The organism is Ornithinimicrobium carbonis (assembly GCF_977012275.1).
Window position 1 is genome coordinate 555,642 of record NZ_OZ348993.1, and the last position, 12,317, is coordinate 567,958.

Annotated in this window: 14 protein-coding genes; 7 read left to right on the forward strand and 7 right to left on the reverse strand. The window is 74.2% G+C overall.

Annotation, left to right across the window (positions count from 1 at the left end; translation table 11 throughout):
- Positions 1–67 precede the first annotated feature (67 nt).
- From arsB to ACWHYA_RS02615, 7 genes are all read left to right on the forward strand, one after another.
- Entirely contained in the window at positions 68–1,156 is a 1,089-nt protein-coding gene (gene arsB / locus ACWHYA_RS02585; protein WP_425939178.1) for an ACR3 family arsenite efflux transporter, read from the forward strand.
- Positions 1,153–1,566 (forward strand): arsenate reductase ArsC, encoded by a 414-nt coding sequence (locus ACWHYA_RS02590; RefSeq protein WP_425939176.1) that lies wholly within the window; start codon positions 1,153–1,155, stop codon positions 1,564–1,566. Before arsB ends, ACWHYA_RS02590 begins: the two co-directional genes overlap by 4 nt.
- 55 nt (positions 1,567–1,621) lie before the next feature.
- Positions 1,622–2,650, forward strand: coding sequence for a 1,4-dihydroxy-2-naphthoyl-CoA synthase (locus tag ACWHYA_RS02595; protein WP_425939174.1), 1,029 nt, complete (start codon positions 1,622–1,624; stop codon positions 2,648–2,650).
- Between the two features lie 80 nt (positions 2,651–2,730).
- On the forward strand, positions 2,731–3,411 hold the full coding sequence (locus tag ACWHYA_RS02600) for a hypothetical protein (RefSeq protein ID WP_425939172.1): 681 nt from the start codon (positions 2,731–2,733) through the stop codon (positions 3,409–3,411).
- Between the two features lies 1 nt (position 3,412).
- A complete protein-coding gene (locus ACWHYA_RS02605; RefSeq protein ID WP_425939170.1) occupies positions 3,413–4,585 on the forward strand; it encodes an AMP-binding protein in 1,173 nt (390 codons plus the stop codon).
- A gap of 82 nt (positions 4,586–4,667) precedes the next feature.
- Entirely contained in the window at positions 4,668–4,943 is a 276-nt protein-coding gene (locus ACWHYA_RS02610; RefSeq protein ID WP_425939168.1) for a PLDc N-terminal domain-containing protein, read from the forward strand.
- 10 nt (positions 4,944–4,953) lie between these two features.
- On the forward strand, positions 4,954–5,826 hold the full coding sequence (locus ACWHYA_RS02615) for a 1,4-dihydroxy-2-naphthoate polyprenyltransferase (RefSeq protein WP_425939166.1): 873 nt from the start codon (positions 4,954–4,956) through the stop codon (positions 5,824–5,826).
- 21 nt (positions 5,827–5,847) lie between these two features.
- On the opposite strand, the gene ACWHYA_RS02620 is transcribed toward ACWHYA_RS02615, so the two are convergent.
- From ACWHYA_RS02620 to hemL, 7 genes are read right to left on the reverse strand one after another with little or no spacing between them, the layout of a single operon-like run.
- Positions 5,848–6,138, reverse strand: coding sequence for a DUF4229 domain-containing protein (locus ACWHYA_RS02620; RefSeq protein WP_425939165.1), 291 nt, complete (start codon positions 6,136–6,138; stop codon positions 5,848–5,850).
- Complete coding sequence (gene ccsB, locus ACWHYA_RS02625; RefSeq protein ID WP_425939164.1) at positions 6,135–7,220, reverse strand: c-type cytochrome biogenesis protein CcsB; 1,086 nt, start codon at positions 7,218–7,220, stop codon at positions 6,135–6,137. Before ccsB ends, ACWHYA_RS02620 begins: the two co-directional genes overlap by 4 nt.
- Complete coding sequence (gene resB, locus ACWHYA_RS02630; RefSeq protein ID WP_425939162.1) at positions 7,217–8,875, reverse strand: cytochrome c biogenesis protein ResB; 1,659 nt, start codon at positions 8,873–8,875, stop codon at positions 7,217–7,219. The genes ccsB and resB overlap by 4 nt, the downstream gene beginning before the upstream one ends.
- 2 nt (positions 8,876–8,877) lie before the next feature.
- Positions 8,878–9,663 carry a cytochrome c biogenesis CcdA family protein gene (locus ACWHYA_RS02635; RefSeq protein WP_425939160.1) on the reverse strand — a complete coding sequence of 262 codons (786 nt, stop codon included), beginning with the start codon at positions 9,661–9,663 and terminating at the stop codon, positions 8,878–8,880.
- The gene (locus ACWHYA_RS02640) at positions 9,660–10,259 is read right to left on the reverse strand and encodes a TlpA family protein disulfide reductase (RefSeq protein WP_425939158.1); all 600 of its coding nucleotides are present in this window, start codon (positions 10,257–10,259) and stop codon (positions 9,660–9,662) included. Before ACWHYA_RS02640 ends, ACWHYA_RS02635 begins: the two co-directional genes overlap by 4 nt.
- Complete coding sequence (locus tag ACWHYA_RS02645) at positions 10,256–10,957, reverse strand: histidine phosphatase family protein (protein ID WP_425939156.1); 702 nt, start codon at positions 10,955–10,957, stop codon at positions 10,256–10,258. The genes ACWHYA_RS02640 and ACWHYA_RS02645 overlap by 4 nt, the downstream gene beginning before the upstream one ends.
- Before the next feature lie 42 nt (positions 10,958–10,999).
- Positions 11,000–12,316 (reverse strand): glutamate-1-semialdehyde 2,1-aminomutase, encoded by a 1,317-nt coding sequence (gene hemL / locus ACWHYA_RS02650; RefSeq protein WP_425939154.1) that lies wholly within the window; start codon positions 12,314–12,316, stop codon positions 11,000–11,002.
- Position 12,317: the final 1 nt, after the last annotated feature.

Below are 12,317 nucleotides of genomic sequence, written 5' to 3' on the forward strand. Positions count from 1 at the left end.
CTGCGGGTGCGCGTTCTTCGACAGTCGTCGATACAACCGCAGCGCCGTCGCGACCGCAAGGACCTCCATGACCTCCCCTCCCCTCGCCCCGCCGCAGCCGACCGCGCAGCTGTCGACGACCGACCGCTACCTGCCGGTGTGGATCGGCGTGGCCATGGTCCTGGGCCTGCTGCTGGGCCGCCTCGTGCCCGGCCTGGACGCCTGGCTGGGCGCGGTCGAGATCGACGGCATCTCCTTGCCGATCGCCCTGGGCCTGCTGGTGATGATGTACCCGGTGCTGGCCAAGGTCCGCTACGACCGCCTCGACACCGTGGTCGCGGACCGCCGGATGCTGCTCAGCTCGCTGGCGCTCAACTGGCTGGTGGGGCCGGCGCTGATGTTCGCGCTGGCCTGGCTGTTCCTGCCCGACCTGCCGGAGTTCCGCACCGGGCTCATCATCGTCGGCCTGGCCCGCTGCATCGCCATGGTCGTCATCTGGAACGACCTGGCCTGCGGCGACCGCGAGGCCGCGGCCGTCCTCGTGGCGCTGAACTCGATCTTCCAGGTGTTCGCCTTCGCCGGCCTCGGCTGGTTCTACCTCACGGTGCTGCCGGGCTGGCTCGGTCTCGAGCAGGCGGCCCTGGACGTCAGCCCGTGGCAGATCGCGAAGTCGGTGCTCATCTTCCTGGGCATCCCGCTGCTGGCCGGGTGGCTGTCCCGGGTCTGGGGCGAGCGCGCCCACGGCCGGGAGTGGTACGAGGAGCGGTTCCTGCCGGTCGTAGGCCCCTGGGCGCTGCGCGGACTGCTGTTCACGATCGTGCTGCTCTTCGCGCTGCAGGGCGAGCGGATCACCTCCCAGCCGCTGGACGTGGCCCGGATGGCCGTGCCCCTCCTGCTCTACTTCGGGATCATGTGGGGTATGGGGTTCGCGCTCGGGTGGGTCCTCGGGATGACCTACGAGCGCACGACCACGCTGGCCTTCACCGCGGCGGGCAACAACTTCGAGCTGGCGATCGCCGTGGCCATCGCGACCTTCGGCGTCACCTCCGGCCAGGCCCTGGCCGGCGTCGTCGGTCCGCTCATCGAGGTGCCCGTCCTCGTCGGCCTGGTCTACGTGTCCCTGGCGCTGCGCCGCCGCTTCCCCGTCCGCACCCCCGTCCGTCAGGAGATTCCGTGAGCACCCCCAGCGTCCTGTTCGTCTGCGTCCACAACGCCGGCCGCTCCCAGATGGCGGCCGGCTGGCTGGAGCACCTCGCCGGCGACCGGGTGCAGGTCCGCTCCGCCGGCTCGGCCCCCGGGGACGCGGTGAACCCCGCCGCGGTCCGGGCCATGGCCGAGGTGGGCGTGGACATCTCCGGCGGCATCCCCAAGGTCCTGACCACCGAGGCGGTCGAGGCCTCCGACGTGGTGATCACGATGGGCTGCGGGGACACCTGCCCGATCTACCCGGGCACGCGCTACGAGGACTGGGAGCTGGACGACCCGGCCGGCCAGGGGGTGGACGCCGTGCGGCCCATCCGCGACGAGATCCGCCGGCGGGTCGTCGACCTCCTGCGGTCCCTCGGGATCGACCCGGTGGCTCCGTAGGCCGCGCCCGGCTCCCGCCGGAAGAGCCCTCCCCGCCCCGACTAGGGTGATCGGCGTGGACGAGCAGCGCACCCCCGACCCCTCGACGACGCCCGACGACGACGCTCACGACGTCGGTCACGAGAGCCTCGACACCCAGGACGGCGGTGCGGACGCCCGGTCCGTCTCGGAGACCTTCGACCCGCAGGCGTGGGAGGAGGTGCCGGGGTTCGAGCTGACCGACGTCACCTACCACCGGGCCCGCGACGTCGGCTGCGTCCGGATCGCCTTCGACCGCCCGGAGGTGCGCAACGCCTTCCGTCCGCACACCGTCGACGAGCTCTACCGGGTGCTCGACCACGCGCGCCGATCCCCCGACGTCGGGGTGGTGCTGCTCACCGGCAACGGCCCCTCTCCCAAGGACGGGGGGTGGGCCTTCTGCTCCGGCGGCGACCAGCGGATCCGGGGGCGGTCCGGCTACCAGTACGCCAGCGCCCCGGACGCGGACCCCACGGCGCAGGGGGTCGACGAGGCCCGGGTGAAGGCGGAGGGCGGCCGGCTGCACATCCTGGAGGTCCAGCGGCTCGTCCGGACCATGCCCAAGGTCGTGGTCGCCGTGGTCAACGGCTGGGCCGCCGGAGGCGGGCACAGCCTGCACGTGGTGTGCGACCTGACGATCGCCTCCCGCGAGCACGCGCGGTTCAAGCAGACCGACGCCGACGTCGGCAGCTTCGACGCCGGCTACGGCTCGGCCTACCTGGCCAGGATGGTCGGCCAGAAGTTCGCCCGTGAGATCTTCTTCCTGGGGCGGACCTACGACGCGGAGACGATGCAGCGCATGGGCGCGGTCAACATCGTGGCCGACCACGCCGACCTGGAGGCCGAGGCGCTGCAGGTGGCCCGCGAGATCATGGGCAAGAGCCCCACCGCCCAGCGGATGCTCAAGTTCGCCCTCAACCTCACCGACGACGGGCTCATGGGGCAGCAGGTCTTCGCCGGCGAGGCCACCCGGCTGGCCTACATGACCGACGAGGCGGTGGAGGGCCGGGACTCGTTCCTGCAGAAGCGCGACCCCGACTGGTCCGGCTTCCCCTGGTACTACTGAGAGCATCTGCGCCGCGCCCCGCGACCGTGGGAGACTGGAGAGCATCCGTCCGCAGTCCGGCCACCGGGGAGGAACGACCCGTGCGACGCGCACCGCTCATCGTCCTGACCGTGGCCGCGCTGACTCTGTCCGGCTGCAGCGGGGACGGGTCCCCGGAGGCACCACCGGCGCCGACGGGGGACGCCGCGCCGGAGGACCCGGCCACCACCGACGGTGGGACCGGCGCTGGGGACGACGCGGGCGGGTCGACCGCCGGCCCGGACGGGACCGACCCCGGCATCGACCCCGGCACCGACGGGGACGCCACCACCGACGGTGCCGACACCTCCCGGGCCACCGTGGACCCCGAGGAGGTCGAGGGCGGGGAGGACGGCCAGGCGGCCGCCGACGTGGCCCAGGCCTTCGTCGCCGCCATGGTGCGGGCCGACCCCGCCGCCTGCGACCACATGGTCTCCTTCAGCGACGTCCAGCGCCCGATGAGCGAGGTCGAGGAGGATCAGGAGCTCTGCGCGGAGCTGCTGCCCGTGGTGCTGGCCGAGGAGGTCGACGCCCAGGGCCTGGACGAGGAGGGGGCGACGATGCTGGCCGGGATGGAGATCGCCGGCGCCGAGGTGGACGGGGACACCGCGGTCGTGGACCGCGACAACGTCTCGCCGCTGTTCGCCGACTCCCTGGGCGAGGAGACGATCACGCTGACCCGCATCGAGGGTCGCTGGTACGTCGACCTCGACCGCTCGTTCGTGCCGCCGGACCCCCGCTGACGTGACCCGCCCGCCCTCGTCCGCCGGGGTGCTCCGCACCCACCCGGACGACCTCGTGGTGCCCGCCGGGGCCCGCTGGTCCGAGGTGTCCGCACGCCTGGAGCAGATCCTGGACCCGGCCGCTCCCGCGGACGGACCCGCCGTCGTCGTGGCCACGTCGGGCTCCTCGGGCCGCCCCAAGCGGGTCCGGCTCGGAGCACCGGCGCTGCGGGCCTCGGGGGAGGCCACCGCCGCGGTCCTGGGAGGACACGGCCGGTGGGTCCTGGCCCTGCCCACCCACCACGTCGCCGGGCTGCAGGTCCTCGCCCGGTCGGTCCTCGCCGGGACCGTCCCGGTGGCCCTGGCGCAGGGGAGGCCGTTCACCTGCGCCGCCTTCGTCCGCGCGGTGGACGAGGCGGCCGGGCGGGGCCGCCGCAGCAGCGCGCAGGGGCGGGTGCCCCTGTACGCCTCGCTGGTCCCGACGCAGCTGCACCGCGTGCTCGGCGAGGGACCCGGTGCGGCGGCGGCCGCCCGGCTGGACGCCGTCCTGCTGGGCGGTGCGGCGGCGGAGCCCGACCTCCTGGCCCGGGCGCAGGCCGCCGGCGTCCGGGTCGTGCGCACCTACGGCATGAGCGAGACCGCGGGCGGGTGCGTCTACGACGGCCGTCCCCTGCCCGGCGTCCTGGTCCGCACCGGTCCTCCGGACGACCGCGTCCGGATCGCGGGGCCGGTGCTGGCCGACGGGTACCTGGACGACCCCGACCTGACCGCCGCCTCCTTCGTCGTCGAGGACGGTCGGCGGTGGTTCGTCACCGGTGACCGCGGACGCCTGCGGGAGGGGCGTCTGCAGATCCTCGGCCGGCTCGACGACCTGATCGTCACCGGGGGGCACAAGGTCGAGCCGCGGGACGTGGAGGCCGCGCTGCGGACGGTGCCGCAGGTCGAGGACGCGCTCGTCGTCGGCGTCCCCGACCCCGAGTGGGGGCAGGTCGTCGCCGCCCTGCTCGTCCTCACCGGCCCCGCGGCCGGGGGCGCGGGCACGGACCTGGGCCGGGTGCGCGAGGCGCTGACGTCCACCCTGCCCCGCCACGCACTGCCACGCCGGCTGCTGGTGGGCGACGCCATACCCCTGCTGCCCTCGGGGAAACCGGACCGCCTGCGGGTGGCCAGGCTGCTGCAGGAGGCCCCGACGTGACGGGAGCCTGGCTCACGGATGGCAGAATGGAGGTTCGACGTCCGCACGGACGTCAGGGTCAGGGTCAGGAGGTGAGCGGTACGTGCTGAGAGTTGTCCTGTCCGTCGCGCTGATCGCGCTGACCATCTACTGCGTCGTCGACGCGGTGCAGACCGAGGACGACAAGGTCCGCGGCCTGCCCAAGCCCCTCTGGCTGGTCATGATCCTGCTCTTCCCCCTCGTCGGCGGGGCCGCCTGGCTCGTCGCCGGCCGGCCCGTGAGCATCCTGGAGTCCATCCTCGGGCCCCGCGGGGGCGGAGGCCCGCCCCGCGGCCCGCTGGGACCCGACGACGACCCGGACTTCCTGAAGGGACTGTAGAGCCGGCCCCATGGCTACCCTCGCCCAGTGGATCGAGGGGGCGCGCCCCCGCACGCTCCCGGCCGCCGTCGCCCCCGTCATGGTGGGCACCGCGGCCGCGCACGCCGCCGGCCGGGCCGACCTCGGGCTGGGACTGCTCGCCCTGGTCGTGGCCCTCGGCTTCCAGGTCGGGGTCAACTACGCCAACGACTACTCCGACGGGATCCGCGGCACCGACGCCGACCGGGTCGGCCCGCTGCGTCTGGTCGGCAGCGGGGTGGCCGACCCGCGCAACGTCAGGACCGCCGCGTTCGCCTGCTTCTTCGCGGCCAGCCTGGCCGGTCTGGCCCTCGTGGCGCTGTCCAACACGTTGTGGCTGGCGCTGGCCGGCGCCGCGGCGCTGTGGGCCGCCTGGCACTACACGGGCGGCCGCAACCCCTACGGCTACCGGGGGCTGGGCGAGGTCATGGTCTTCGTCTTCTTCGGGCTCTTCGCCGTGCTCGGCACCACCTACACGCAGGCCCACACCCTCGACCTCGGCGCGGTCGGCGGGGCGATCGGCTGCGGCCTGCTCCCCTCGGCGATCCTCGTCACCAACAACCTGCGCGACCTGGAGGGCGACCGGGCCGCGGGCAAGCGCACGCTGGCGGTGCGCCTGGGCTACCCGCGCACCCGCCGGCTCTACCTGTGGCTCGTGGTGGGTGCCTTCGTGGCCGTCCTCCTCGCCGCCGTCCAGCACCCCACCGCCCTGCTCGGGCTGCTCGCGGCGCCCCTGGCCCTCACCCCGGTGCGGCAGGTGCTCGGCGAGACCTACGGGCGTGAGCTGCTGCCCGCGCTCGGGCGGACCGGCCTGCTCCAGCTGGGGTATGCCGCCGCTCTCACCCTGGGGCTCGCGCTGGCCTGACCGGCCGGACCCCCGCGGGACTCAGACGTCCCGCGGGCGCCCGGGGCCGTCGATCTCGGCGTCCTCCTCGTCCTCGGCCGTGCGTCCCTCGTCGACCTTGCGCTCCCGCCGGGAGATGCGCTCCTCGACCGTGCGCTCCACGCCCCGGGCCAGGCGCTCCCGGTCGGGGGCGAGCAGGAAGTAGGACGTCACCATCGAGAACAGGGCGGCGAAGACCAGCGCCCAGATCTGGTCCAGCCCGACGAGGACGAACAGGGCCAGGAACCCGAAGAAGATCATCAGGCGCATGACGGTGTAGCGGACGGCGATCACGTGCTCACTCCGGAGTAGCTGTGCAGACCGGTCATGAGGAGGTTCACGACCGTGTAGTTGAGGATGACGCAGCCGAAGCCGGCCAGGGCCACGACCGTGGCCCGGCGGGTGCTCCACCCGGTGGTGGCGCGGGCGTGCAGGTAGGCCGCGTAGACGACCCAGATGACGAAGGTCCACGTCTCCTTGGGGTCCCAGCCCCAGTAGCGGCCCCAGGCCTGCTCGGCCCAGACCGCTCCGGAGACCAGCGCGAAGGTCCACAGCGGGAAGGCGAAGATGTGGATGCCGTAGGTCATCCGCTCCAGTGCCTGCGCCCCGGGCAGGGCCGCGAGCCAGCCGTCGGCTCCCCCGCGCCGCTCGGCCCGGTCCTTGAGCAGGTAGGCGGTGGCCAGCGCGGCGCCGATCGTGAAGAGCGCGATCGAGAGCGTGGCGATCGTGACGTGGATGACCAGCCAGATGTTGTCCAGGGCGGGCATGAGCTGGGAGGCCTCGGTGTACCACCACAGGCGGGCCGCCCCGAGGATCAGGAGCGCCGGCAGCACGATGAACGCGCCGAGCCACAGACGGTCGCGCCGCAGGCTCCAGCCCGAGTAGACGAGGAGGGCGAAGGACACCGTCACGAGCGCGAACTCGTACATGTTGCCCAGCGGCGCCCGGGAGACCGACAGCGCACGCAGCACGGTGCCGGCCACCACGGCGAAGGTGGCCAGCCAGGTCAGCTGCAGGCCGACCACCCCCCACCGGCGCGTCGGTGCGGGCGACCCGGCCGGGTGGCCGGGCGGGGTCGTGCCGCCGGTGGACTCCGTGACGTCGCTCCCGGCGCCGTCGGTGCGGGCGGTGCGGGCGGGGTCGAGGCCGTCGGCGTCGAGCCTCCCGGCGCCCTCACCGCTCCCGGCGACGCCGGCTCCGACGACCGCCGCCCGGGGGGCCCGGTCGTCGGCCGGTTCGGCACGGTCGGCGCGGCGGGTCCGGGCGGACCCGGTCACGGCCAGGTGCACCGAGAAGGCGAGCAGGGCCAGGGCGAGCACGACGACCGCGCCCCAGACGAGGTAGTCGGAGGCGAGCGCCTGCGTGGTGTTCGTCATACGGTTCCGTCCTTCTGCGTCGCGCGGCCACCGGCCGCGTCCAGGATCTGGTCGAGGACCTGCTCGACGAGGTCCTCCAGCCCGGGGTCCGTGCCCTTGGGGAGGGCCGCGACGGTGATCCCAGTATGCCGTCGCGCACCGTCGGGAGCGTCCACCCGCACGAACACCCGGCGCCGGCGGACCCCCAGCATGAGGATCATCCCCAGCATGGCGGCGACGGCCGAGGCGAGCGCCGGGATCCGGCCGGGGTCGTGGCGCACCAGCAGGCCCCCCCACCGCACGACCGTCTCCAGCTCCAGGGTGCCCCGGGCGCCGGGGAGGTCGACCACCTCGCCGGGGCGCACGAGCAGGCGGGTCGGCGTCCCGTCCTCCTGCATCACCTGCTCCATCGTGTCGGTCTCGATGCTGAACACCGACTGGGCGCGCCCCTGGGGGAACAGGTCGCCCTCGAAGACGGTCAGCACCAGGGCGGGGTCCACGAGCCCGGGGAAGGCCGAGGTGGGACCCAGCTCGGGATCGAAGGTCAGCGTCGGCAGGAAGCCCCCGACGAAGCCCATCCCCGGGTCGGCCGCGGGCACCTTGATCGCCCCGGTGGAGGAGTAGGTGTTGTCCTGGGGCAGGAAGGTGACCGCGTCGCTGAAGAGGATCTCACCGTCGGCGTCGCGGACGGTGACCACCGGGGCGTACCCGTTGCCGAGCAGGAAGACCGAGGTGCCCGAGACGCCGACCGGGGCGTTGACGGCCAGTTCCTGGGTGGAGGGGGCCTGCTGCGCCTCCTGCACCGTGACCTGCCCGGCGAAGACCCGCGGCTGGCCGAACTGGGCGCCCTCCGCCTCCGCCTCGAACTCGACGTCGAGCTCGTCCAGCCGCAGCGAGAACACCGGCAGGTCGTCGGGGTCGACGAGGGGCCCCAGGTCGAGGGTGTCGAAGGCCGCAGGACCGGTCGTCACGGTCTCGCGCTCCTTGACGATGACCTCCGCCCGCCAGCCGAACAGGTCGCCCACGGCGACCGAGACGATCACACCGAGGATGGCCAGGTGGAAGACGAGGTTGCCGGTCTCCTTGAGGTAGCCCTTCTCGGCGGACACCTCCAGGGCACCGTCCTCCTGCGGCCGGATGCGGAACCGGCGGCCGGCCAGGACCTGCCGGGCGGCGGCGACCACCTCCTCGGGGGCCGCGCCGACCTGCGCCTCCCGGTGGGCCGGCAGCCGCTGCAGCCGTCGGGGCGTGCGTGGGGGCAGGGCCCGCAGTGCCCTCAGGTGCTGGGCCGACCGGGGCAGGATGCAGCCCACGAGGCTCACCATGAGCAGCAGGTAGATGGCGGCGAACCACGGCGAGGAGTAGACGTCGAACATCCCCAGGCGGTCCAGCCAGGGACCGGCGCCCGGGTTGTCCTCGAGGTAGCGGCGCACCCGGACGGGGTCCACCCCGCGCTGGGGGAAGATCGAGCCCGGGACCGCCGCGACGGCGAGCAGCAGCAGCAGCGCGAGCGCCGTGCGCATGCTCGTCAGCTGCCGCCAGGCCCACCGTGCCCAGCCGGCCGGACCCAGGCGCGGGCCGCCAAGCGTCGCGCGGTTCTTGGGGTAGGACGGCTCGATCCGCTGCGGCGCCTCCACGTCGACCCCGTCGGCCCGGGTGCCCCGGTCGGTGCCCATCGTCAGATCACCGTGGTGAAGTCGCTGGTCAGCCGGGCCTGGATCCAGGCGGTGACCTCGGCCCACACCCCGGTCACCATCAGCAGGCCCAGCAGCACGAGCAGACCGCCGCCGACGCGCTGGATGACCAGGTGGTGGTCGCGGAGCCAGGAGGACCCTCGGGAGACCCGGCCCATCCCGGCGGCGACGAGGAGGAAGGGGACACCGAGACCGGCGCAGTAGGCCACTGCCAGGACGACCGCTCTGCCGACCATCTCCGGCCCCGTCCCGGGCATGATCGAGGTGCCCAGCGTCTGGATCGCCGCGAGGGCCGGGCCGGTGCAGGCGGAGAAGCCCAGGCCGAAGACCACGCCGAGCAGCGGCGCGCCCGCCAGCCCGGCGGCGGGACGCCACCGCGGCTGCCAGGAGAACGACGGCTGCATCGCCATGACCAGCCCGAGGGCCACCACCACCGCCCCGCCGATCCGCAGCAGCAGACCCTGGTGCTCGATGAGGGCCAGCCCGAGCCCGGAGATGACCACGCTCATCGCGATGAACACCACCGAGAACCCCAGGACGAAGAGGGCCGCCCCCGCCACCGGGCGCCAGGTCCCCGCCCGGCCGACGGAACCGGCCGCCCGGTCCGCCCCGGCGACGGGGCCCGGCGCGCCGGGGGCCATCCCCCCGAGGTAGCCCAGGTAGCCGGGCACGAGCGGCAGCACGCAGGGGGAGGCGAAGGAGACCAGGCCGGCGAGCGCGGCGACCAGCACGGCGCCCAGGAGGGGGCCGGAGAGGACGAGCTCGCTCACCCTGCGGTCTCCCCCGCCAGCACGTCGTCCACGAGCCCGCGCAGGGTCGCCGCGTCGACCTGCCCGCTGACCCGTGCCGCCAGACGGCCCTGCCCGTCCACGACCAGGGTCGTGGGGGTGGCCACCGCGATGCTGCCCAGCTGCGCCCGGGTGCGGCCGCCGTCGTCCTGCAGCGAGGGGTAGGAGACGTCGTACTTCTCCTGGAAGGCCTGGGCGCTGGGGACCGAGTCCCGGGAGTTGACCCCGATGAACTGCACCGGCTCACCGGTCTCGCGCAGCCCGGTGGCGACCTCCTCCAGGTCGGGCGTCTCGGCGATGCAGGGGCCGCACCAGGAACCCCACACGTTGATGACGACGACCGTGCCGGACTGGTCCGCGAGCGCCCACGGCTCGTCCTCCAGGGTGGTCCCCTCCAGGGCGACCCGGGTGCTGCGCTGCTCCGGCGTCAGGCTCTCGATGGACCCGTCGCCGGCGACGTAGCCCTTCTGGTCCCCCTCGCGCATCTGGGCGTTGATCGTGCTGCCCTCCGCGCTGCAGCCGGCGAGGAGCGCTCCGACGGCCAGCAGGGGCAGGAGGGCACCGGAGATCCTCCTCACGCCTCGATCACCGCCGTGGAGGTGCCGGTCACGTCCAGGGCCCCGGGCAGGAGGTGGGCGGCCGGCTCGTCGTAGAAGACGCGGACGGGGTGGATCCCGTGGAAGAGCACGCTCGTGACCGAGGCCAGGGAGCACTCCCGGTGACGGGGGTGGTGCCACAGGCGCCGTCCCTCGAGCGAGCGCCGCAGGATCCACACCGGCAGCTGGTGGCTGACCATGACCGCCTCGTGACCCTCGGCGCGCCGGCGCACGTCGTCGAGCACCTCGCGCATCCGGGCCGCCACCTCGCGGTAGGGCTCGCCCCACGAGGGGGTGAACGGGTCCACGAAGGCCGCCCAGTGACGCATCCGCCACAGGGCACCCTCCCCCCGGCCGACGGTGAGCCCCTCGAAGTGGTTGGTGGACTCCAGGAGCCGCTCGTCGGTCGAGACCTCCAGGCCGTGGGCGCTGGCGATCGGCGTGGCCGTCTCGCGGGCCCGCTCCAGCGGTGAGGCGAGGACGTGGGTGAGGTCCCGGTCGGAGAGCGCCTGCGCCGTGGCCAGGGCCATCTCCCGCCCGCGCTCGGAGAGGCGGTACCCCGGCAGCCGCCCGTAGAGGACCCCGGCGGGGTTCTCCACCTCCCCGTGCCGGACGACGTGGACGGTCGTGACCGGGGTGCCGTCGGGCAGGGCGCGGGGCTCGCGGGCGGCGGAGGGCATGGCGCGGATCGTCTCACGCCATCCTGGGACGGCACTGGACGATCAGGCCGTCTCGGCCGCCGCCCCCGCGATCGCCTCGACGACGTGCTCGACCGCCGCGTCGTCGTGACTGGCGGAGACGAACCACGACTCGTAGCAGCTCGGCGGCAGGTGCACGCCGCGGCGCAGCATGGCGTGGAAGAACCGGGCGAAGCGGACGGCGTCCTGGTCCCGTGCGTCGTCGTAGTCGCGCACCTCCCCCTCGCGCAGGAAGACGCTGAACATCGAGCCCGCCCGCTGGATCCGGTGGGGTATGCCGTGCCGCCCGAAGGAGTCGCTCACCGCCGCGGTGAGGGTGTCGGCGACCTCGTCGAGCCGGGCGTAGACCTGCGGCGTGCACGCCTGCAGGGTGGCCAGCCCGGCGGCGGAGGCGACCGGGTTCCCCGACAGCGTGCCCGCCTGGTAGACCGGCCCGGCCGGGGCCAGCATCGCCATGACGTCCGCCCGGCCGCCGAAGGCCGCGGCGGGGAAGCCGCCCCCCATGACCTTGCCGAAGGTGAACAGGTCGGGTGCGCCCTCCTCCGGGACACCCTCCAGGCCGAGCCAGCCGGAGGCCGAGCAGCGGAAGCCGGTCATCACCTCGTCGCTGACGAGCAGGGCCCCGTGCTGCTGGGTGATCCGCCGCAGGCCCGCGGTGAACCCGGGTGCAGGCGGCACGACGCCCATGTTGCCCGGTGCTGCCTCGGTGATCACGGCCGCGATCTGCCCGCCCTGCTCGGCGAAGACGGCCTCCACCGCGGCGAGGTCGTTGTAGGGCAGCACGACCGTCTCGGCCGCGCTGCTGGGCGGCACGCCCGGGGAGTCCGGCAGCGCGAACGTGGCCACCCCCGACCCGGCCGAGGCGAGCAGGGCGTCGACGGCGCCGTGGTAGCAGCCGGCGAACTTCACCACCACGGACCGGCCGGTGAAGGCCCTGGCCAGCCGGATCGCGCTCATCGTGGCCTCGGTGCCGGAGTTGACGAGCCGGACCGACTCGAGGGGTCCGACCCGGGCGACGATCTCCTCGGCCAGGGCCACCTCGCGCGCCGTCGGCGTGCCGAAGGAGAAGCCGTCCGCCGCCGCCTCCGTCACCGCCCGGAGCACGTCGGGGTGGGCGTGCCCCAGGATCATCGGGCCCCACGAGCAGACGAGGTCGACGTAGCGGCGACCGTCGGCGTCCACCAGCCAGGGGCCCTTGCCGGAGCTCATGAACCTCGGGGTGCCGCCCACGGAACCGAAGGCGCGCACCGGGGAGTTCACCCCCCCGGGGATGACCGCGCGGGCACGGTCGAGCAGCGCCTGGCTGGCGGGGGCCTCGTCGGGATGTGCGGTGCGACTCATG